Source organism: Breznakia blatticola (assembly GCF_004365815.1).
In the GTDB taxonomy this organism is placed as follows: Bacteria; Bacillota_I; Bacilli_A; order Erysipelotrichales; family Erysipelotrichaceae; genus Breznakia; species Breznakia blatticola.
Map to the genome: position 1 here is coordinate 1 of NZ_SODD01000018.1, position 24,720 is coordinate 24,720.

Annotated in this window: 17 protein-coding genes and 1 other annotated feature; of the genes, 3 read left to right on the forward strand and 14 right to left on the reverse strand. The window is 34.8% G+C overall.

The window, feature by feature from the left end; translation table 11 throughout:
- Positions 1 to 506: 506 nt before the first annotated feature.
- The 11 genes from EDD63_RS06140 to EDD63_RS06190 all read right to left on the reverse strand — a co-directional run bounded on the left by EDD63_RS06140 (position 507) and on the right by EDD63_RS06190 (position 15,296).
- Positions 507 to 1,193: an HAD family hydrolase gene (locus EDD63_RS06140; RefSeq protein WP_134169536.1), complete on the reverse strand. Its 687-nt coding sequence runs from the start codon at positions 1,191 to 1,193 to the stop codon at positions 507 to 509.
- Between the two features lie 32 nt (positions 1,194 to 1,225).
- Positions 1,226 to 3,082, reverse strand: coding sequence for an ABC-F family ATP-binding cassette domain-containing protein (locus tag EDD63_RS06145; protein WP_134169538.1), 1,857 nt, complete (start codon positions 3,080 to 3,082; stop codon positions 1,226 to 1,228).
- 2 nt (positions 3,083 to 3,084) lie between these two features.
- Positions 3,085 to 4,392: an N-acetylmuramoyl-L-alanine amidase gene (locus tag EDD63_RS06150; RefSeq protein WP_134169540.1), complete on the reverse strand. Its 1,308-nt coding sequence runs from the start codon at positions 4,390 to 4,392 to the stop codon at positions 3,085 to 3,087.
- Complete coding sequence (locus EDD63_RS06155; RefSeq protein WP_134169542.1) at positions 4,389 to 5,234, reverse strand: LicD family protein; 846 nt, start codon at positions 5,232 to 5,234, stop codon at positions 4,389 to 4,391. The genes EDD63_RS06150 and EDD63_RS06155 overlap by 4 nt, the downstream gene beginning before the upstream one ends.
- Before the next feature lie 146 nt (positions 5,235 to 5,380).
- Positions 5,381 to 5,809 (reverse strand): hypothetical protein, encoded by a 429-nt coding sequence (locus EDD63_RS06160; protein ID WP_134169544.1) that lies wholly within the window; start codon positions 5,807 to 5,809, stop codon positions 5,381 to 5,383.
- A gap of 1 nt (position 5,810) precedes the next feature.
- Complete coding sequence (locus tag EDD63_RS06165) at positions 5,811 to 6,176, reverse strand: hypothetical protein (RefSeq protein WP_134169545.1); 366 nt, start codon at positions 6,174 to 6,176, stop codon at positions 5,811 to 5,813.
- Between the two features lie 93 nt (positions 6,177 to 6,269).
- On the reverse strand, positions 6,270 to 6,746 hold the full coding sequence (locus EDD63_RS06170; protein WP_134169547.1) for a flavodoxin: 477 nt from the start codon (positions 6,744 to 6,746) through the stop codon (positions 6,270 to 6,272).
- Between the two features lie 99 nt (positions 6,747 to 6,845).
- Entirely contained in the window at positions 6,846 to 8,183 is a 1,338-nt protein-coding gene (locus tag EDD63_RS06175) for an NCS2 family permease (RefSeq protein WP_134169549.1), read from the reverse strand.
- Between the two features lie 128 nt (positions 8,184 to 8,311).
- A complete protein-coding gene (locus EDD63_RS06180) occupies positions 8,312 to 13,411 on the reverse strand; it encodes a fibro-slime domain-containing protein (protein WP_134169551.1) in 5,100 nt (1,699 codons plus the stop codon).
- Between the two features lie 139 nt (positions 13,412 to 13,550).
- Positions 13,551 to 14,027 carry a RidA family protein gene (locus EDD63_RS06185; RefSeq protein WP_134169553.1) on the reverse strand — a complete coding sequence of 159 codons (477 nt, stop codon included), beginning with the start codon at positions 14,025 to 14,027 and terminating at the stop codon, positions 13,551 to 13,553.
- Between the two features lie 3 nt (positions 14,028 to 14,030).
- On the reverse strand, positions 14,031 to 15,296 hold the full coding sequence (locus EDD63_RS06190) for a hemolysin family protein (protein ID WP_208318304.1): 1,266 nt from the start codon (positions 15,294 to 15,296) through the stop codon (positions 14,031 to 14,033).
- Positions 15,297 to 15,502: 206 nt separating this feature from the next.
- Between EDD63_RS06190 and EDD63_RS06195 the strand changes: the two genes are divergently transcribed.
- Complete coding sequence (locus EDD63_RS06195) at positions 15,503 to 15,877, forward strand: hypothetical protein (protein WP_134169555.1); 375 nt, start codon at positions 15,503 to 15,505, stop codon at positions 15,875 to 15,877.
- Positions 15,878 to 15,937: 60 nt separating this feature from the next.
- On the opposite strand, the gene EDD63_RS06200 is transcribed toward EDD63_RS06195, so the two are convergent.
- A complete protein-coding gene (locus EDD63_RS06200; RefSeq protein ID WP_134169557.1) occupies positions 15,938 to 17,458 on the reverse strand; it encodes a MucBP domain-containing protein in 1,521 nt (506 codons plus the stop codon).
- Positions 17,459 to 17,965: 507 nt separating this feature from the next.
- Positions 17,966 to 18,203: a binding site (T-box leader), on the forward strand.
- A gap of 35 nt (positions 18,204 to 18,238) precedes the next feature.
- Here EDD63_RS06200 and asnB point away from each other — a divergent pair.
- Positions 18,239 to 19,816, forward strand: coding sequence for an asparagine synthase B (gene asnB / locus EDD63_RS06205; protein WP_134169559.1), 1,578 nt, complete (start codon positions 18,239 to 18,241; stop codon positions 19,814 to 19,816).
- A gap of 48 nt (positions 19,817 to 19,864) precedes the next feature.
- Complete coding sequence (gene gdhA, locus EDD63_RS06210; RefSeq protein ID WP_134169561.1) at positions 19,865 to 21,202, forward strand: NADP-specific glutamate dehydrogenase; 1,338 nt, start codon at positions 19,865 to 19,867, stop codon at positions 21,200 to 21,202.
- 51 nt (positions 21,203 to 21,253) lie between these two features.
- Here the strand turns inward: gdhA and EDD63_RS06215 are convergent, their stop codons facing one another.
- Positions 21,254 to 22,639: a 6-phospho-beta-glucosidase gene (locus EDD63_RS06215; protein ID WP_134169563.1), complete on the reverse strand. Its 1,386-nt coding sequence runs from the start codon at positions 22,637 to 22,639 to the stop codon at positions 21,254 to 21,256.
- A 65-nt stretch (positions 22,640 to 22,704) separates the two neighbouring features.
- Positions 22,705 to 24,588 (reverse strand): beta-glucoside-specific PTS transporter subunit IIABC, encoded by a 1,884-nt coding sequence (locus EDD63_RS06220; protein ID WP_134169565.1) that lies wholly within the window; start codon positions 24,586 to 24,588, stop codon positions 22,705 to 22,707.
- Positions 24,589 to 24,720: the final 132 nt, after the last annotated feature.

Below are 24,720 nucleotides of genomic sequence, written 5' to 3' on the forward strand. Positions count from 1 at the left end.
TTACCATCACAAGAAATGCTTTAAAGACACATAAATTATTCAGTACTTATCAGTGATTTATCGAGACTTGGTATGCACTGGTTGAATTAAGCCAATTAGTAAAAGAAAATAAAAAGTAATCTGCTTATCTAAGCAATATAAATACATAATTCTCTCCCTTATATTCATACAGATGAATTAAAAGCAACCAAATTCTCTCGGGTTGCTTTTTTTAATGTTTTCCTATTGTTCAAATTAGTTCATTTACTTTTCACAAACTTTACCTAAGAAAATCATAGATGCCAAGTATGATAAAGATACTTCAAGGAGGTGAACATGACAGAGCAAGAATTACTAGTTACCTACATATTGAAACTAGTAATGACCAACAAAAAATAATATTCTCCCTAAAATATTATAATAAACACAAAGAATAATAAAAAATATTCTCCCTTTTTATATAAAATTAAACACAAATGAATACTAAAAAGCAACTTGATCCCCTCAGGTTGCTTTTTTTGATGATATTACTTTATTTGAAATAATTCTTTAATTTTCATGCACATTTGCTGTTCATCATAAACAAGATAATCTGCTTGAATCGGTGTTTGCTCAACATCTTTCTTCTTTAACCAAATACATGTCCAATCCACTTGTTTTGAACCAACAACATCATTAGGATATGAATCCCCTACATATACATACGTTGGTCCACTTCCTGCTAATTCAAAGATTTTTGCATGTGGTTTCATGATACCAACCTCACCTGAAATAAAAATACGTGTATTATCAAACCATTTCAACAAGTCCAATTGTTGGATTTTCATACGTTGATGTTTTGCATCACCATTGGTAATAATACCGATTTCAATATGGTTTTCAACTAAGCTATCTAATAAATCTTTCATTTGATCGGATAACTCAATTTTTGTTTGATTGCATTGATACGCTTGTTGAAAAGCCAATGCTTTATTTATATCAATTTCTATTCCATAATGTGCTGCCATATGTGTTGCTCGATAAATATGAAGGTCTTGTAAGGATATTACACCTTCTTGCATTTTATCGAAAACCGATTCACTAAAATGTTGAAACGTGTCATACACTTCTTGTACTGGATGTACAAGTAACTGCGGAAATTCTTGTTTTATTGCTTTCGCGAATGGTTGGACACGATCATATAATGTGTCGTCTAAATCAAAGTATAGTTTCATATAAGCTCCTATAATGCAAGAAAGCTAGCACGCTAGCTTTCCATGTATTCACTGTATTCTTCCCAAAGTTCCATCATTTGACTAATTTGGTTGTGTACGTCATCAATTTGTTCATCAAGTTCTTGCATCTTATGTGCATCTTGATAGTATTCAGGATCAAAACGTAGTTCACGTAATGCCTCAAGTTCTTCTTCAGCTTTGGCAATTTTCTTCTCTAAACGCGATACTTCACGCCCATAATTAATATGTTTTGGTTTTTCCTTTTTACCTTTTTCTTCTATTTTAACTTCTTTACTAGCTTCTGCTTTTTGCTTCTCGTTAAATTCTGTCAGATTTAATGGTTGATAAACAGCTACACCATCATCAATTTTTAGAATTCCATTGGCAAGTTTACTAATAAAGTAACGGTCATGACTAACAAATAGCATTGTACCATCGTAGTTAAGAAGTGACTCTTCAAGTGCTTCTTTACCAACAATATCCAAATGGTTGGTTGGCTCATCAAGTAATAAGCAGTTTGGTTTTTGTAGCATTAAATCCACAAAGGATAAACGCACTTTCTCTCCACCACTTAGTACACGTACTTCTTTAAACACTTCTTCTCCATGGAATAGTAAACTTCCTAAAGCGGAATGAATTTCTGTTCGATTTAAATCTGGATATTTATCCCAAATCGTTTCAAGAACACTATCTGTGTTGTTTTTGAATTGCGTAAGCTCTTGATCAAAATACCCAATTTCAATTTGGTGACCAAACATAAAAGAGCCAGACAGAGGTTCTACTGCTCCCATCAGTGTTTTAAGAAATGTTGATTTTCCTTGTCCATTTCCACCGATAATCGCAATGCGTTGTCCACGTAATACTTCAAGATTGATATTACATAATGGAACATCATACCCAATGGTCAAATCATCCACGCTCAATACTTGATTTCCACCTTTGATTCGGCTTTTAAATGTTGCATGGAAACTACGTGTATCACTTTGCATCAAATCTACTTTATCCATTCGATCTAAGTATTTAATCTTAGATTGTGCCATTTTCGCTTTGCTTGCTTTATAACGAAACTTTTCAATCAATTGTTCCACACGCTCAATTTCTTCTTGTTGATTTGCATATGCACGACGATTTTTTTCCATTTCGATTTTCTTGGCTTCTACATAGTGAGAATAGTTCCCTACATATTTATGCATTTTCCCAAGTTCTAATTCATAAACAATATCCACAACACGATCTAAGAATGTACGGTCGTGACTTACCATAACTACGGCTTTTGGATAATATTGAATGTATCCTTCCAACCACTCTATCGTATCGATATCTAGGTGGTTTGTAGGCTCATCAAGCAATAGTATATCTGGTTTTGATAGTAATAACTTCACAAATGCCAAACGTGTTTTTTGGCCTCCTGAAAATTGAGAAACCAGTTTTTGCATGTCATCTAATGCGAAACCAAATTTCGTAAAAATGGTTTTGATTTCACTTTTGTATGTATATCCACCAAGACGTTCATGTTCTTCTTGTAACTTTCCAAATAGCATTAGGGTTTCTTGGCTATGGTCCGTTTCCATTTGTTTACTTACTTCTTCAAGTTGCTTTTCAATTGCATGTAACTCTTCAAAGATTTTTTCAAACTCTGCTTCGACCGTATGATCTTCTGAAAAGAAGGTCGTTTGGGCAAGGTATCCAATTTGAATGTTACGGTCATGGTGAATATCACCACCATCCAAACTTTCCTCACCAGCTATAATTTTTAATAAGGTTGTTTTTCCACAACCATTACGCCCTACAATCGCTACTTTGTCTCTGTCTTTGACTTCAAAAGTAACATTGCTAAATATATCATGGGCTCCAAAGGATTTACTTCCTTTACTTATTTGATATCGCATGATTAATCCTCCAACTGCAAATATGTTGAAATAGAATCAGCTAGCGATGTGATGATCTGTTCTTTCTGTTGTTTCCAGGTATTTGCATCATCTCGATTCGACACAAAACCAAAATAAATATTCAACGCATTCATACCATACGGGTTATTATAGGCAAAAGATGCCGTCCCCTTTTTCGTGTTTTCTGAATACAAGCCTGCTTGTGTAGCTCTTCCTCCGGTTTCTCGTAACCAAAGATCACTGTCATATACCTGGCGATCATCAAGCAATCCGTTAATTAATGCTGCTTGAATCACTCCTACTTCATCGGTTGTTTTCATATAAATGGTACAACCCTTTAAACCGGTTTTTTGATGAAAATCATATCCAATTCGTGCTGCAAACATGTTGCTTGCATGTCCTGAATATAAAATATTAAAACCAGTTGTATCACTACTCACATCCACATCAAATGCCAAACGGAAATAGTATTTCGCTCCAGCATTATACGCTTTTGCAATGCGTCCATCACGTCCATATGTGTCTGTAACATCACTATCATTGCGTAGAATTAATACTTTAAGTCCTTTACTTTCTAGTTTTTCTTTTAGGCTTAAAGCTGCATCATACATCTCTTTTGCCTCTACTAGACCATTTCCTTCATTCCCATTACTGACCACTCCATTTGTAAATGAAGAGTCCAATCCTGCTGGATCAATGGCAACATCATAGGCATCCTTTTTCAATTTCGTTTCGCTTATTTCTAAAAATAAGTAATTCTTTTTTAATTTTACATCATAGTCTTTTAAGATATTTTGATCCGTAAATACTCGCACTTTTTTGTTTTTTCCATTGCGTGTAATCGTTGTAATTGAATCATCTACATCTCCATCAAAAACTACGCGTTTATCTGTAAGATTTTCACTTACATAAATTTCATAGATTCCATCACTTAGGTTTGTCAGTAAGACTTTTCGATCCAAACCTTTATCAAGTACATATGGCGTTTCTTCACCTGTACATAAATTCTTTAGTTTTACTGTCATAGAACTTAATGGATCACTAACTTCTCCAGTATATGCATTTTTAAACAAAGCCAAGCTTTCTCCATAAAATGTATAGTCTGCCACAGTAAAATCATCTTTCATTTCATGATGAATTGTTTCTACTGTTTTCTCTCCACTAAAATCACATATCGTGTAATTTTCGTGCGTTTCTTTTGTATTTCCAAAAGCTAAATGAAATCCCAAGTACGCGATGAAAACAAGCAATACCAAAAGTGGTATCACAACTTTGTAGTTAAGTTTTCTGCGTCTTGGTGCATAACTCATTCTGCTACATCTCCCTTTAAGTTTATATCTGCTATATGTTTTGGTGCTTGCATCTTACCTTTTGGATACTCCATGTACACACCACCAATTTCCACTTCCAATAAAGCATCTGGATTTTTGGGAATCGGTAACATCGTATCCTCAAATGTATGATATTGCACGGGATAGATATCCGCTTTTTTATAGGCTACTGGCTTCCATGGTTTATCAAAGGTCCAACTTAAATCGTACCCAATGGTTTGTGAACCACGTTTTTTTGCTTTTGCGCTATAGCGACGAATAAATTTCCAATATTTTGTTTTCAACCATAGTGGATTTTTCATGATGTTTTCAAAGAATGTCACAACCACCATATATAGCAAACTTTTGATTCGACATAAAAAGTCTACCCAACGGCGTTCATCCACATAATCAACGATAAAGACATCGATAAATAATCCATCTCCATCACTACATTTGTTTTTTAATAAACTATTCACTTCTTTTACATACGTATTTTTACGACGTAATTTCATCGCTGGTATACATACATTATACTCCTTGTGGGTATCAAAACATTGGTAATAATACTTATTTTGATCCATCGTTTTCACCACTTTTAAAAAGCGTTTGTAGTCTTCATACATCATCCCCACATCGGCATCATCATCCCAAGGAATAAACCCGTTGTGACGAACAGCACCTAAACATGAACCTCCTGTTAGGTAGTATGGAATATCGTTTGCTTTACAAATGGCATCCAAATCTTTAAGCATCTCAAGAAGTACAGCATGCACTTGGGCAACTGTTACTTCATTTCCGCTTTTATCTATTTTAATTACATAGTCGTTATCATTTTTCATACAGTTGCTATAATACCATGTTTATGCACTTTTTTGTAGGTCTTAAAGCTAAAGATTTACTGAAGATTGCTTCATATTTGCCCTTATGTACACCATTTCTTTATAAACTGTAAAAAGCATACCTTTAACGGGTATGCCCTTTACAGTTATTGTTCATTTTCATTTACAATGCTTTTACATAACAAATCATCCACGCGATACACAACAAGAGCGTGTATGAGTGTGATGCCAATAAGCAATTGTAACATTTGCATACTTGTTAGCATAAGTATCTCTTCATGCATTGCATGAATGATAAAATGCACAAGTATTCGACTCAGTAATATCCATTCTGTGTACTTTCGATACAGTAAGCTTCTATTTCGAATATATCCACTATAAAAATGTGCCATATAATATACGTTTCCATAAAAAGTAAAATAATATATCAAATTTATAATAGAACTTTGAAAGTTCTCATGAAAACTATATGCTAATAAAAGTCCACTGCATAATGTACATACTGCACCAAGATATGGATATACTGTTTTCCATGCAAATTGTCCTTTCTTCTTATCTTGATCCAATGCATTCATACTAGCGTACCGAAGTAGATAAGTATGGAATAAAGCCCCATGCCCATCCAATACCTACACTTACACCTTTTCCTCGTGATAAGGCAGTTACAGCTGAACTAGCAAATCCGGTTGCCCCTGCAACCAAGAACGTTGCCGCAAAGGCACCTACAGCTACACCTAATGGTCCAAACGCTGAACATTTCGCTGCTACCCAGCCTGCACTTGCTCGAATTCCCCAAGCTAGTGATGAAACATTGTATGGGTTTGAACACACCGCAAATGCGATCATTCGTAAGTTTTTATTATTGATATAAAACCCCTGCCCATCAACAAGTTCATGTGTTTGTTCGTAAGCCACAAATTGTTTTGGTAATACCAATTGCATAATAATTCTCCTTTCTGAAGTCTAACTTCTATATGTATGTATAGACCTCCTTATCTAAGAATCCTAAAAAAAGACAAATCTTTCGACTTGTCCTTATATTTGATTTAGCCAACTTGTTAATTCATCATCTGTTGGTGTATGTGTGAATACTTTTCCTTCTTGAAGTATCGTATGTTTTGATACACTACCTTGCAAGTGTTCTACGGTTTTTCCAAAACCGCTTCCTCCAGATGTCGCAAACAAAACGATTTTCTTATTTGTAAAATCATAACTCTCTAAGAAAGTATTTATGATTGTCGGCGCAATATACCACCATATAGGAAATCCTACATAAATCAGATCATATGTAGATACATCCAGTTCATTACGTATCATTTCAGGACGATATGCGTGATCTTTCATCTCGATACTACTTCGACTGTTAGCATCATTCCAATTTAGATCTTCACTTGTATATACCTTTTTTGGTTTGATTTCAAATATATCTGCTTGTTGTATATCTGCAATTCGATGTGCAAGTTTAGCACTAACTCCGCTTGCCGAAAAATAAGCAACTAATGATTTTTTCATAATACATCCTCCCTATTAACTACATATATTATATCCCTGTTTTATATTTTAAGGTAAGAAAAAAGGCAAATCTTTCGACTTACCTTTCAACAGTTTATTTTAGAACCATTTCATCCAAACATCCATTGAGAAGTATAGGATAAATACAATATCTAATGCTACTACAACTGGACTAATTTTGTTTGAACGTTTTGTTGCTAACATTACGATTGTGTAAATAATGAATCCCCATGCAATACCGTTTGCAATAGAGTATGTAAGAATCATCATGATAACTGTAACGAATCCTGAAGCTGCAAATGCAAAGTCATCCCAATCAATTTCTTTTAATTGTTGTGACATCATAACTCCAACAACTACTAATGCTGGTGTAGTTACTGCACTTGTAACAACTGATAATACAATTGGTGCAAATAAAATAGATACTAAGAATAATACTCCTGTAGTAATTGCTGTTAATCCTGTACGTCCACCTACAGCAACTCCACTTGTACTTTCAACGAAAGATGTTACTGTACTTGTACCAATCATTGAACCAACAACTGTTGCGATTGCATCAGCTAAAAGTGCTTTTTCAACACCTTCCATTTCTCCTTCTTCATTAACTAAACCAATGCGGTTTCCAATACCAACAAGTGTTCCTGCTGTATCGAAGAAATCAACGAATAAGAATGAGAATACAATCACGATCATATTTGGAATGTTAGAGAATAATTGACTAAACCCATCAGCAAATCCACCGATTGTAGTCATTTTGAAATTTAAATCAAATGTACTAGGTAATTGAGGCATTCCTTCAACTCCCATGAAACCAAAGACTAAACCAACAACTGCTGTAATTACAAGTCCAAGGAATACTGCTGCTGGTACATTTCTAGCTACTAAAGCAAATGTAACGATGATTCCAAAGATTGCAAGTAATACTGTAGGCTCTGTTAAGGCACCCATAGCAACACCTGTCGCTTCACTAGCAATGATAATTCCTGCATTTTTTAATCCAACAAATGCGATGAAGAATCCAATACCAGCTGCAATTGCAATTTTAAGTTGTTTTGGAATTGCATTAATAATGACTTTACGTACACCCGTAACTGAAATCAGTAAGAATAATACTCCTGATACGAATACTGCAGCTAATGCACTTTGCCACGTTTCTCCCATCAACATTACTGCTGAATACGTGAAGAATGCATTAACCCCCATTCCTGGAGCAAGCGCAACTGGATAATTTGCAAGTAGTCCCATTAAAACTGAACCAAGTGCTGAGGCAATTGCAGTTGCAAGGAATACAGATTGTGCATCCATTCCTGCATCACCAAGAATTGCAGGGTTTACTGCTAAAATGTAAGCCATTGCCAAGAAAGTCGTAACTCCGGCAATAATCTCCGTTCTTACAGTCGTTTTCTTTTCTGTAAGTTTAAATAATTTTTCTAACATATTTCCTCCCTCAAATTTTGAAATACTCATTTATTATACATTTATTTCACCAACAAAGAAAGCAAAAATGTGAAAACTATGTGAGTAAAGAAAAAGAGGCTTCACTAACGTGAATTACCTCTCAATTTTTATTGTTTTCTTTTGGCAATTTGATAGCCAATCACTAGTACACTCAATAGACAAACTAAGAACAATACTGACGTATTGGTACGATCTCCTGTATCAACATTTGATGCAAGTACGTGATTTGTAGTTGTGTCTTTTGCGTTGTTTTTTGTTTCATTATCAATCGATGCATGTCCATTTGATGAATCATCAACTTCTGGATTTTTAATTTCTGGCTCACTTGGTAATACAGGTGGTTGAACTACAGGTTCTACTACCACTTGAATCGTATTACTTTTTCTTGTGATTTCAATTTCGTCTTCTTTTACTTCAACTTTTTCATCTTGAACCAGTTGATAGATTTGCTTAATTTTCCAGTCTTCTACATCTTGTTGGTCCATAATATCATTCACAGCGAGTTCTTCAACTTGAATCGTTGGATTTTGTCCATCGACTTTTCCATCAATTGATTCAAATGGAGCGTCTTCATCTGACCATATGAATTGCACTTGATATGCAATGTTTGGATCAATAGCAACAATTACATCACCTTGTTCACGGTCAATGATTTCCTCTTCTTCAACTACATCCATTCCTTCAACATCAATCTCACATTCATAAACAAACTGTTCATCTGTTAGTGGTGGACTAACAATATAGAACGTAAATGACGATGCACCATCTTCATTAAACAGTTCACTTTCTAATAAATATGAATAATCAGTTGCTTCATCAAAGTGTAGTTCGTTTCCATTCACATCATATAAAGTTCCAAGCTCACTAGCGCTACGCAATGCATCTTTTAAATGAACTTCACCTTCATATTCACCGATGTTTTCAATATGTACACGAACAACTAGTTGATCACTGTATTGTAATCCAAGTTTACTTTGTTCACGAATAAATGCTTGTTCTCTTACATCATCAGCATCATCATAGATTGCATAATCACTTGTTATTTGAATCTTTGGATTTGCGATAACCACAACTTCTACTGTATCACTTACCTTGTTTTGGTATGCATATCCATCTGTATAATGCACAGTATCAACTTTTTCATAAAGTTTTCCACTTTTTGGTAAACCTTCAACATCGTAGATTGCATATACATATATCGTTTCATTTGGCTTCAGGCTAAATGATTGATCCATTGGTTGCATATTTGCATCATATAGTTCCACTGTTTCTTCATTCATCATACTTGTCATATCAATTATGGCTTCATGAACACTTTCATTGGTTAATTTCGTTTGATAGATAAGTGTATCTTGGTGATGAACCTCAAGGTTTGCTTCATCTACATACGTTTGTTCTTTGTATGAGTATTCTTGATCATATACAGCAACAAGTTGTTCCATTGTAACTTCAGGGATACTCACACTGTACGACTGTGAAGTATTTTGATAGTCTGCATCGACAACCTCTGGATATTCTTCGTTTGCGATGGATGCATGTACACTGTAATTTGTTCCTTGCGTACTTCCTCCAATCATCTCATGATCAAATGTATGTGTAATCGATGTATTTGCTGGCACAACAACCGTATCATCGTAATACACAGATCTATTGTCTTCACTTGCTAGTTTACCAGTTTTGAGCAAACGCTTTGTCACTGATTCCACTAAACTGTTTTGCAGTTGCATTTCTTCACTGACAAGAACGACATGTAATTTTACTTCAGCTGCTTCAGTTCCATTATTTTGTAATGTAATGGTATGACGAACACTATCTCCATATGTAATGTCACGAGATGCATTATCACTTTCATTTAGCAATTCATATACATGTTGTAACTGAATGTATCCAGTTCCAACTTTGAATGTACTTGTAACATCTGTTTCTACATACTCACTTTCAAGCGATGTTTTCAAAGTGTATGTTATATCATTTTTACTTCCTTCAACATTATTTGCTAAATAATATAGCGTTGTTGTTTGTCCAGGTTGTATATGAAGATAATATGCACCATCTTCATATGTGACAAGATCACTCATATCTTTCAAAGATACAAATATTCCATTATCTCTAACATATAAATAACTTGTTACATCTGCACTTGTATCATATTGCTTAAAGATACTGCTTAGTTTGACTTTATCCACATATGTTCCTGTATTTTGAATTTTGGTTGCGAACACTACAGATTGTTTGTGTGGTATACGTAGTTCATCATCTTTTGCAGCACTTACAAATGATAGTGATGAAAAGTTTTCATTTACTTCTTCGTATGAACTAAATGGACCAAACGCAAGCTTTTGTTGGATGCTTGTCTCTGGTGATGAAATTACCGCATACTGGTTCGTCGTTTTATCTTCTATAATAAAATCTTCATGTGCATTTTGAATGTTTGCCACAAATGTATGTTCTAATCCTGCTGGATTTCCATTCACATCATGTTGCACAAAATAGAAAGTTCGTGTCTCTTTAGCAGCAACAGTAATCCCTTCATTTGATACTTCTTCTTTGTTTACATCCATTAAAGTAACTTGCTTATTGTTAAGCTTAGCTACAATATCCATCTGTCCTTCTTTATTTCCACTATTTTCGATAGTGACTTTATAAACTACATCCTGATTCACTAGAACCTCCTCTGGTTCACTAACCAATTCAGTAAATAGTGTTTCTAGATTTTGTACAGACGTTATATCATCTACACTTCGATACGTGCTATCAATCGTTAATTTTGGAATGTCAATTTCAACAACCATTTCATGTGGTGTACAAAGTACAAGTTCATGTAATGAATTAATCATTTCACCGTAGGTTGTGTATGTTGAATGAATCTCTGTTGGCTCTAGTTTTTCACCAATATAGTAATATGTAGCACTTTGTCCTACACCTAAGCTTACCTGACCATCATGCAAAATCACTTCATTTCCATCACCATCAATAAATCTTCCGTAATCAATTTGGATGTTTTCTCCACTTTCATTCGTGAACGCTCTAAATGTTACATTTTTTGCTTCTTCACTTTTGTTTGCAAGTGTAAATTTATATAACACTTGATCACCGTGAGTAACTTGTTTTGCTTCTTCACTAAAGACATGCTCACTTGGCAACATATCTGATTGATACACTTGATAGTCTTGTTCAATTGTAACTTTCGGTATAACAACTGTAGCTTTAGCACTTGATGAAGTTCTATCTCCATCAAGAGAATCTCTACTTGCATTTTGATATGCAGATACTTGACTACTATAAACATTCCCGGTATCACTTCCAATTACTGGAGATTTTCTTTCATAGTAAAACGTTGCAACTTCACCTATTGCTAGATCTAATTTAACCATTCCTGTTGCTTCATCAATTTCAAATTCTGCTTCACTTTCTAAATACTCAGCTATATTTTGTACATCATTATCTGGAGTCAATTCACTAAAATCAAGATACATTTGTTTTGCATCTTTTAATCCTGTATTTACAACTTCATATTTGTAGATAAGAAGTTGTCCATTTTCTGTATATACTTTTTCTGTTTCATATTCCACATCACTCATAACATCTTTTTTTGCAGCTACAGTTGTTTCTGTACCGACTTGTGCCTTAAATGCAAGTGATGAACCTAAAGCTTGTGTACTTTCGACAGAAGTACCACTTAATGAGTTTGCTGCTTTTACACTGAATTTATTGTATAACCCATCAGCTGCCAAGTCCGATTGACTTATATCATATTTATAGCGGAAACGAACTGTATCTGTTGCTCCATTATTTATTGCACCATTACCTGCAATTGGAACATTTTTACTCAACTTAAATCCATTTTTATCATTAGATGCTTCACTTAATCCAATTGATGTCCATGTATCATCAACAATATCTCCATTTGCATCAACATATGCATATTCCAAGTCTCTAAGATTTCCTTTATTAGGAATACTATTAAAACTTTGTGTTTTAAGATCTGTTCCTTCTTCTATATTTAAAAACTCACCTTCATTCTTAAAAGTAGTAGACGAATTGAACCAACTTGCCATGTGCGAGATATTCGTTGCATCTCCACCTTTGTTGATAACATCATTTTCAAAGACTGCAGTTCTTTGACCTTCTTCAAATGCTGTTTTCACATTATTAACTGCCAGTTGATCAAAAGTTAATGTTGTCTCAATTTTAAAACTTGAACCATTGGTATTTCGTTCCGCTTGGAATATCGTTAGATAATATGTCTTGCCAATTTCCATGCCAAGATCTCGTTTAATTTCACTTCTTCCTGTACCTGGATGTGATGAATATGTAGATCCTGTTTTTGGTATATTCCCATTCCAATTGGATACATTTGCTTTTCCAAATGTCACATTACCATCTTGGGCACCATGCGATCCACCTAAGTCAACTACTAACGTACCATTATCCGCTTGATCCCCTACAAAGACCCAGACATCATCATCTCCTTTAAAGTTAAATTCTTCTCCACCAACGTATGTAAACTTTATTTGCGTTTTCGTTGTAAAGTGATAGTTATGTTTGTCAAAGTCTTGTATATAGCAACTTTTGTCTATTTTGTAGTCATCAAACTCACAGACTACTCCACTCTTACCGGATTTGCTTGCATACCTTACTTCTGCTTCATCTTGCCATTCTCTTGCTCGTTGTAAATCTGTATCAGAAAGAACATTATTTACATTTCCTGCTGTTGAAGTAGCCATATCATTTAACGGGAAAAATAATCCATAGTTTTTATTTAAGTATGTATTTTGTTTAATTGGCTCATATACATACTTTCCAGTATTCGCATCAGCTAGTGTTAACTTTAATTTCCCTTGATAATATGCATTATTATTTGTGGTTTCATACCAATCATTGAAATGCGCAACATCATCGTTAAGATATCCTGATGTTGTCGGTACTGGTTTTCCATCGACCAGTTGATTTTGTACCAATCCCGAATTAGCTGCTCCATGAACTTTATCCTTTTGAAACACTATATCATCTTGTTGTTGGTCCCATATCTCGATTGGAACTTCTATACTTGAAGGATATCCACTGCTTTCAAATACGCTTGGTACTCCTTCATTATGGTTTACACCACTGGTGTTTGCCAGTATTGTAATATCGGTTGTGCTGCTTAATGTAAATGTTGAAAACACTAAAACAGCACAAAAAAAGATTCGTAATATTTTTTTCATTTGTCCCTCCACACACTTTTTAACGTTTTCATTATATAATAATATTTCATATATACAAACGAGACAAACGAGTGATTTTGCTTACACTTATACACAAAAAAAGACAAAGCTTTTCGCCTTGTCTAATGTTACTTATGAATTAGCAACCACCGCAACCGCAGCCATCAGAACAGTCATCACCACAACCATCACAACCACCTTGTGCTTGTTGTGCTTGACGTTCGTAAACCAATGTATCAATAACCATGCATTCGATTTCAACTGCAGCACCTTTTGGTAATGCAGCAACTTGGAATGCGCTACGTGCTGGGAATACATCTGTAAAGTAATCTCCATATACATCATTTACTGCACTGAAATCATTAATATCAGCAAGTAAAATTGTTGTTTTTACGATATGGTGCATATCTAAACCTACTTCATTTAGGATTGCACGGATGTTGTCCATTGCTTGTTTTGTTTGTGCAGCAACGCCACCTTCTACTAATTCGTTTGTTTTTGGATCAAGACCTAATTGTCCTGACATATACATAAAGTCACCTAGTTTCACTGCTGGTGAGTATGCACCTACTGGTGCTGGTGCATTTTTTGATTCAATCTTTTGTAAGAATTGCATAATTTATTCCTCGCTTTCTATCGGTGTTAATACCGTTAATTCTATTTTTTCGGCTTTGCCTTCTTTCGTTGCAAGCACTTTTATCTCATAGTTTTCAAAATCGATTTCTTTTCCTTTACGAACACGACCACCAGCAAGTTCAGCTACCCATCCAGTAATCGAACGTGCAGAGGTTTTTGGTAATTCATAATCATCTAGATATTCATCAAAGAAGTGTGCAAGGTTTACCTTACCTTCAACTTCAAATGTATGATGACCAATTTCTACAACATGATCTGGTAATAAATCATATTCATCATAAATCTCACCAACAAGTTCTTCTAAGATATCTTCTAAAGTTACAATACCAACAAAGTTTTCGATTTTTGCACTTTCAGTTACAATTGCCATATGTACACGATTTTTTTGAATCGATTCAAGAATTTGTGGTAACTTCTTTCTTTGCGAAACAAATAAAGGTTCACTCATCATTTCTGGAATACTGATTTTCTTGCGTTCGATCATCGCTTCAAATACATCACGAACACGTAGTACACCAACTACCTTCAACGTTTTATGTGAGATAACAGGGAAACGAGAAAGCTTGTGGTTCATAATCAGTTCTTTTACTTCTTCCACTTTGGCATTGTCATAAATCCAAATTACTTCGTCGCGTGCAACCATGACATCCTTGATTGCTGTATCATCAAATTCAATAACACTTTCAATAAGTTCACGTTCTTCTTGAACTAAAACTCCTTCTTGTTCGATGGTTGATACGATTTCTAGAAGTTCATCTTCTGTTGCTGTAACTTTCTTTTCTTCATCTTCATCCCAACGCAATTGCGCTTTTACCGCAATAAAACTAATGGGTTTGAAAATCGCAATAAGCAACGATAACGGTCGTGCAAATCGCATTGCTACTTTCTCTGGATGACTGCTTGCTAAAATCTTTGGTGTAATCTCACCAAAAACAAGTACCACAATTGTCATAACGATTGTTGCAAACGCAACCCCGCTACTACCAAATAAATCGGTAAATAGCATCGTAGTCAGAGATGTCGCCAATATATTTACAATATTATTTCCAATGAGGATGGATGTGATTGCAGATGTATAGTTCTTATGAACTTTATAGGCTAACTCTGCTTTCTTATTACCCTCTTTGGCCATATTTTTTAAACGAATAACATTAACACTTGAATAAGCAGTTTCACTGCTTGAGAACATTGCAGATAATGCAATGAGCATAATTAAACTAACAATTATAATGATCTGCTGGGGATCCAAAATATACCACTCCTTTTTCTTATATTTACAATTTCATTTATTATAGTACAGTCGACGATAAATCGCAATTCTATATCCCAAAGTTAAATGAAAATATTGTGAGCTTTCTGTTATTTGTTGCTTTCTAAAGAAGTTGGTCAAAAGCGATTGATTTATTTACTAAGAGTCGTATAATATCTTATGGATTACAATTTTGGAGGAGAGTTATGAAGAAGTTTATTGCCTTTATGGTCGTATGTGCACTTGGATTATTCGGGTGTTCATCAACATCGTTACCAGATGGTGTATCTCAAACTTTCTATGACAATGGAAAAGCTGTTGTAGAAATCATGGATGACTATTTTGCAAACGATGTAACTGCTGCAAAAGCTGCAGATAAAGTACAAAAAGTACTTGATAAATTATCAAAAGAAGACGTAAGTGATTCAATCGATAATGAGTCAATCCTAAATGTTATTTCTAAAATTCAATCAAACCTATCATACGTTAGCGAAGCTGACGAAAGTGAAGTTGATAGTGTTAACACAGATTTAGAAATCGCAACAAACGGTTTACGTACTGCACTAGGATTAAACGACTAATAAAAAGGGTTGTGACAGTTTGAGATTATACTCAAAGCTGCTACAACTCTTTTTTTTTGCTTATTTTTTATTTTGCTTAGTCTTTTTATAGAAAATGATACCAATCACTACAACAGATCCAAATGCTAATGCAAGCAATAGTTCTGTAGGTATACTTGTATCTCCAGTTTTTGGAATATCTGAATCAGAATTCGTATTTCCATTAATTGGTGTATCATGCACTACAATATCTTTTGTATATACATAGATAATTGTTTGCGCTTGATCACTAAACGTTCCATTTTGATTTCCTATTACTTCTTTGTAGGTATATCCAGGAATTTGTTTTTGACTTGTAGTATAGCTTTCACCAATGTTTCCTTGCAAGATATCTTCTTTAGCAATTACGTTCCCATCTGTATCTTGATATTTTACAGTTACTGGCATTCCTGCAACCACATCTTTGGTATACACATAAGTTACCGTTTGTGCTTCATCACTAAAACTACCTTGTGGATTTCCAATTACTTCTTTAAATGTATATCCAGCAAATGTTTTTTGCTCGCTTGTATATGTTTCACCAATATTTCCTTCAAGTTGGATATCATCAATAATTGCTTGTCCATCGGTATCCTGATATTTAATGGTAACTGGTTCACCTTCATTTGCTAATCGAATATCTGGATATGTAATCAATGAACCGCTTGAAATAAATGGCGTAGAAAAACTTGCATTCATTCCACCATACATATAACTATATGTACCATCTTGTTTTTGCTTTGTATATTCAGCTAGTGCTTGTTCATATTCTTCTTCACTTATTTCCTCATTGACTTTAAAGTCATATGCATTTGTTGTTTCATTAAATGTAACAATATAAGTTAAAGCATAGTCTCCAACATAGATCATATAGTTTGCATTGTTCCATGTAAATAAATCATATGCATCCGCAGAACCCAAAATGAATAATTGCTCAATTGGAATACTAAATTCATGCATATCTTCCACATAGATTGGTGCTGTAGGCACGATTGGATCATCTTCGGCAGTAGGTGCACCTGACAACTCAATTGTAAATGTATTCGAGTCTTTTAACAACGGAACAATACCCTCATAATTCCCAGAATTAGAAATTGGATATAAATGCAAATACACTGGATTATTAGCGATCGGCTCAAAGTTATATTCATGAGTTCCACCCCAATAATATTGACTAATATATTCAATCGTCACTGTATCTGGTAAGTATTCCAAACCTTTCGTATTGTATACTATTTGATCAGGTGAAGTTCCACCAATTGAAAATCGATCTTCTGAATAATTCTCTAACATTTCTTTTGTAACTACTTCATTTGGATTTTCAGAATCTAAACCAAGATTTTGTTTAGTAATCGTGCGTAGATATGGATCTGGCATCCACTCTTCAAAACTTTCTTCGGTTGCACTTACTTCAACCAAGTTATTTTGTATGTTCAAACGATTTGTTTGATTTGTCGTATCCTTTGCCAAAACGGTTGTAGATACTGTAGTAATCATCATTGCGACAGCTGCAATAAGACCTATAAACTTCCATTTTTTATTATGTATGTTATAAAACATCATAGACTCCTTCCTATCTTTCAATCCCTACCAATAAATGAAAAAATTCCATACGCATTCATATGGTGATTCTAGTATAGTATGATTCTATATACTTGCAATGTATTTGACCGTGATTCTGAAAATTGTGGTCAAATGAGTAGCGTCACGATTGTTATGATATATAATTATAGCGGAATGGAAATTCCATGTGTGATGTTTATAACCAAATGATTGTATTTAGATTTATCTAGTCATCTAGATTCAATCACCCCTACTACTTATACCTTTGCATAAATATGCAACAATTGACTAGATACTTGGACGTTTTCGTTCATTCTCTCTTTGCAAATAACTTTACATATTGTATATAGTTATTTGCCTAGCAACATCATCGTTGCAAAAGGACTATTGATATATATCAATGGTCTTTTTTACACTTAAATCACCTATAATGTAAATTGTTACATATATGAAATGTAACTTTTTCATATTTTTGTTGACATCTGTTTTCATTTTGATAAAATAACACCATCAACATTGATTAGGACGAGTACCTTATGAAACTGTGAATAGAGAGTCAAGGATAGTGGAAGCTTGATGATAAGTCATAAGAGAAAAACACCTAGGAGTTGCTAATGCGATATGTAGTGTTAGCCGATTGCTTCACGTTAAAGAAGCTTAATAATGATAGTTATTAAAAGTGATCATACAACGGCGTATGGTAACATAGGGTGGTACCGCGGAACTACAGTCTTTCGTCCCTTGTGGGAGAAGACTGTTTTTTATTAGGAGGTACTACTTATGTGCGGAATATTATTCGCAAGTGATCTACATGTATCACAAAAAGCATTTCGAAAAGGATTTGAAAAAATCGCGTATCGCGGACCGGATATGTCAAGAATAGAAACAACAGAACTTGGTGTATTTGGGTTTCATCGTCTAGCCATTGTTGGTTTGGATGCAAATGGTATGCAGCCATTTTCACACAACGGAATTACCGTTATGTGCAATGGTGAATTATATGGATACCAAGAAATGAAAAAAGCATTTCCTGCGTATACATTTACCAGTTCAAGTGATTGTGAGTTATTGATTCCTCTATATGAAACATATGGGGTTGAACTATTCCAAATGCTTGATGCAGAATTTGCCTGCGTGATTACCGATGAAAACACAAACAGTATTATTGCTGCTCGTGATCCATTTGGGATTCGTGGTATGTTTTATGGCTATGACAAGACCAGCAAGAAAATCGCCTTTGCTAGTGAAGCAAAAGCATTGATGGATATGTGTGATACGATTTATCCATTCCCACCTGGTCATTACTATAAGGATGGTGTCTTCACAAGATACTACGATGTAAGTCAAGCAAGTCGGTATATTGATACAGATACCAAAACGATATGCAAACAAATCCATGATGACCTTGTTCAAGCAGTCCACAAACGCATGGTTGCTGATGCACCAGTTGGCTATTTACTAAGCGGTGGACTGGATTCGAGTTTGGTTTGTAGTATCGCAGCTAAACAATCTAGTAAACCCATTACAACATTCTCTATTGGAATGGCTAGTGATGCAATCGATCTTAAATATGCAAAACAAGTTGCTACATATTTAAAAAGCGACCATCATGAAGTGGTCATCGACAAGCAAGATGTCATTGATGCTCTTCCAGAAGTCATTCGCATTTTAGAAACTTGGGACATTACAACAATACGAGCATCCATTGGTATGTATCTATTGTGTAAATGGATTCATGAAAATAGCGATATAAAAGTTTTGTTTACTGGAGAAATCGCTGATGAACTGCTAGGATATAAATATACCGACTATGCACCTAACGCAATTGAGTTTCAAAAAGAAGCACAAAAGCGTGTGCGTGAATTATATATGTATGATGTCTTACGTGCAGACCGTTGTATAACAAGCAATTCACTTGAAGGAAGAGTTCCTTTTGGTGATTTGAAATTCGCGGATACAATTATGTCAATTGCACCAGAGAAAAAAGTAAATACTTACAACATGGGTAAATATTTATTACGAAACGCATTTGTTGATGGATATCTTCCTGAACGTATCCTCTTTCGTGACAAAGCTGCATTTTCTGATGCAGTCGGTCATTCATTAGTTGATATAATCAAGGAATATACAGAATCATTGTATACAGATGAAGAAATGGAACGCAGATGTTCTTTATATACACACTGCCCTCCATATACAAAAGAAAGTTTATATTACCGCGAAGTGTTTGATACACACTACAAAGGACACGACATTATGATTAAGGACTATTGGCTACCTAACCAACATTGGGAAGGATGTGCCACAAAAGAACCAAGTGCACGTGTACTGTCTAACTACGGAAAAAGTGGTGAATAATCACCGTGATTTCATATACGATACTAGTAAATTAAGGGGGAAACAAGCATGTTAAACAAATTACAGTATGTCTTGGATATGGTTGAAAAACGTAATCCAAATGAACCAGAATTTCTACAAGCAGTAGAAGAAGTATTAGAGTCATTAGAAGTTGTCGCAGAAAGAAACCCAGAGTTCTTAGATGCAGGAATCTTTGAACGTATTGTTGAACCAGAACGCCAAATATTCTTCCGTGTACCTTGGGTAGATGATGAAGGTAAAGTTCAAGTTAACCGTGGATTTAGAATCCAATTCAACAGTGCGATTGGACCATACAAAGGTGGACTTCGTTTTCACCCATCTGTAAATGCAAGTATTATTAAATTCTTAGGATTCGAACAAATCTTCAAAAACGCGCTGACAACATTACCTATGGGTGGTGGAAAAGGTGGATCTGATTTTGATCCAAAAGGAAAATCAGATGCAGAAGTGATGCGTTTCTGTCAAAGTTTCATGAGTGAATTAAACCGTCACATTGGACAATTTACTGATGTTCCAGCAGGTGATATTGGAGTTGGTGCTCGTGAGGTTGGATTCATGTATGGACAATACAAAAAAATCCGCAATGAAAGCGTTGGTGTATTAACTGGTAAAGGGTTAGACTTTGGTGGTTCCCTTGCTAGAACGGAAGCTACTGGATATGGACTTTGCTATATCACAGATGCGATGTTAAAAGATCACAACACAAGTTTCGAAGGTAAAACAACTGTTATTTCAGGTTCTGGTAACGTAGCAATTTATGCAACAGAAAAAGCTATGCAACTAGGTGCAAAAGTTGTTGCCCTTAGTGATTCAGCTGGATATGTTTACGATCCAAATGGAATTAACTTAGATATCGTTAAAGAAATCAAAGAAGTTCGTCGTGCAAGAATTATCGAATATACAAAAGTTGTACCAACTGCCACATATACAGAAGGTTGTGCTGGTATTTGGAGCATCCCATGTGATATTGCAATGCCTTGTGCTACGCAAAACGAACTTGATGAAACTGCTGCACTAACATTAGTTAAAAACGGTGTACAAGCAGTTACTGAAGGTGCAAACATGCCATGTACTCCTGAAGCAGTACATGTGCTACAAGCAAACAACATTCTTTACGTCCCTGGTAAAGCAAGTAATGCTGGTGGGGTTGCTGTCTCTGGATTAGAAATGAGTCAAAACTCATTACGCATGTCTTGGACATTCGATGATGTTGATGAGAAATTAAAAGACATCATGGAAACCATCTACAAAAACATTTCAACAACTGCAAGACAGTACGGTGTTGAAGGTGACTATGTCGCTGGAGCAAACATCGCTGGATTCTTAAAAGTTGCTCGTGCTATGTTAGCACAAGGAGTTATCTAATATACAAAAAGGATTTTACAATCATTATTTGATCGTAAAATCCTTTTTCTTTTATTTACTTATCGGTGTATGTTGTACCCCGTTTTTTTCTAATTCAGCAATTTTGTCTGCGAATTGTGGTAAGTGTTTTTTATGTGCAACTAATAGTTCATTCATTACCATGTCTGCTTTTTCTCCAGACTCGATTAATGGATTAATTGTGAATGCTTGTTTCAATGTTTCATAGTTTCCTGTGATTGCTGCTTCAATCGTACATTCTTCCATTGCTTTCATAATTTGTAGCATTCCTCTTTGTGCACTCTTGAAACTTCCCCACACAATTGGTTCTGCTCCATGACTTGTAATATAGCTTGATACCTCTGCAATACTATCGTATGGTAAATCCGCAATCGCTCCTTTGTTTTGTGTACTTACAACCATAACTTTACGTTTGTCGTTCACAATGGATGCAATTACTTCACATGCTGCATCACTATAGAAGGTTCCTCCACGTTCACTTAGTTCTTTTGGTTTGTAATCTAAGTTTGGATCTTTGTATAGTTCAAACAAACGATCTTCGGTTGCTTTTACTAGTTGAGCACGTGTGTTGTTTTCTTTGTATTCTTCTAATTCTAAATCTAGCATCGTTTGTGTTAAATAGTAATAACGGTGGTACATACATGGTAATAATCCTTCATGTTTTACCAAGTCGTAATCAAAAGGCATTTGTGGAATGTTTTTTACACCTTCTGGCATATCTTCAGGAGCGATATCTTTTCCATATTGTTGGTCAATGATTTTATCTGTGATTTCTTGTCCTTGTTTATTCCAAACACGGTGCCAGTGGAAGTGGTTCAATCCTGCAAACTTGAAGTATAATTCATCACTGAATGGTTCTAATCCTTCAAATGCATTTGCGATGTTTTGATGAACGATAGGCACATTACATAATCCAATCGTTCTTGTCCATCCAAAATGTTTGATAGCAGCTTCTGTAACCATTCCTGATGGATTGGTAAAGTTTACTAACCAAGCATTCGGACATAATTCTTTCATATCCTCAATAATTGATTTAATGATTGGAATGGTACGTAAAGCTTTGAACATTCCTCCAGCTCCATTTGTCTCTTGACCCATCATTCCGTATTTTAATGGAATGGTTTCATCTTTGATTCTTGCATCAAGTAATCCTACACGAAATTGTGTTGTTACGAAATCTGCATCTTTTAATGCAGCTCTACGATCCAAAGTTAAATGTACTTCCCAATCAAGGTTAGCAGCTTTGATCATACGTTTTGCCATCGCTCCAACGATTTCTAGCTTTTCTTTTCCTTCTTCGATATCCACAAGCCAGATTTCTTTAATATCTAACTCATCTTTACGTTTAATAAATCCTTCAAATAATTCTGGTGTGTAGCTACTACCTCCACCAATTGTTGCAATTTTAAGTCTTCCCATAGTTCCTCCTCATTCATATTTTCAAAAGATAAGGAAACAGCATGCGCTATTTCCCTGTTTTCGTATTACACAAGTGCGTCAAATAATAGCTCTTGTTTTGCGACTTTATCTGCTTTTACTAAGTTTATATTTTTATATGCATTTGTATTTGTAATAACAATTGGTGAAACAAGTGTATACCCTGCTTCTTCGATTGCTTTCATATCAAACTCTAATAAAAGATCTCCTTGTTTTACTGCATCTCCTTGTTTTACAAATGCTTCAAAGTGTTTTCCATCTAATTCTACAGTGTCAATTCCAACGTGAATTAATAATTCCATTCCATTATCTGAAACGATACCAATGGCATGTTTTGTTGGGAATAATGTTGCAATTGTTCCATCGAATGGTGCATATACTTTTCCTTCTTCAGGCATAATGACAACTCCATTACCTAGCGATTCAAATGCTGGATCACTAATTTCATTTAATTGAAGAACACTACCGGCAATAGGGCTAATAACTTTTTCATTTTTTACGCTCTTTGTTTCTGGTTCTTGTGCGACAACTGTATCATCTTTCCAGAAGAAGAATGTTAAGACAAATCCGATAATCATCGATACAGCGATTGCTAATAGTACCACATACATGTACCATGGTGATCCAGTTGTTGGGTTAATGAAACGAACAACTCCAAAGATTCCCATTCCACCCATGTTGTATGCTTCTACATTCATTACTGCAATGATGACACCACCAATACTTGCAGCAATCATAGAGTAAATAAATGGTTTTTTCTTAGGTAAAGTAATCCCGTAAATTGCTGGTTCTGTAATTCCACAAATACCTGAAATAACTGCTGGAATACATAAGTCTTTCAATTTCTTATCTTTTAATTTGAAGTACATTGCAGCAACAACCGCAGTTTGTGCAAAACTAGCAGCAAACATACTAACGATAATTGTTGTTACTCCTGTATCTCCTAATTGAATTAGTGCTAATGGAATTAGTGCCCAGTGTAATCCAAAGATAACTAGTACTTGCCATACAAATCCAATAACTGCTCCATAAATAATTGGTGAGAATGCTAACAAGTTCATAAATGCATCACCAAGTGCATTTGTTAATAAGACGATGATTGGACCAATAACTAATAATCCAATTGGTAATGAAACAAGTAATGTAAAGAATGGCACAAAGAAGTTTTGAATGATTTCTGGAATGAATCGTTTTCCTAAGTTTTGTACTTTACTTGCTAATGCAACAACAACAATTACAGGCACAACACTACTTGTGTAGTTATTTGCCATAAATGGAATTCCTACAAAGTCTAAGAAATAATCATTTTGAAACATTGATCCTGTAAATAATTGACCAATAGGTTCTCCTGCTTTTAATGTGTTTGCTTGAATTGCAGGATAACATAAGGTTGCCCCAATAATCATACCGACAATTGGATGTAAACCAAATTTCTTACTTGCACTATATCCAATAATAATTGGCATGAAATAGAATAATGAATCCCCAATTGCATTTAAGATAATATACGTTCCACTTGTATTTGTGTATAATTCAAAAAACAATAATAATGAGTTTAATCCTTTGATCATCCCTACTGCACATAATGGTGCAATAATTGGTTGGAAACAACCACTGATGATATCGATTAGTTTATTGAAAATCCCTTTTGTTTCGGTTTGTGTGTCTGTACTGTCTCCATCTAGACCTGCAAACCTTACAACATCTGCATATACATTTCCTACATGGTTACCAATAACTACTTGATATTGACCACCACTTTTGATCAAACGAACAACCCCATCCATGTTCTCAAATGCTTGATCATTTGCTTTACTTTCATCTTTCAACTTAAAACGAAGACGCGTAATACAGTGCGTTAATGCATTGATATTTTCTGCACCTCCGACTTCTTTTACAATCCTTTTGGCTAATACTTCATACTTTCCCATTTTTGACCTCCTCAATGAATCAGAATCTGTATTTAATTATGTAATATAATTATACACCACTACTTTTGTAAACGCTTACTTGAAGCACGACATTTTTGTCTACTTACTTCTTGCCTTCATTTTACTTTCAAT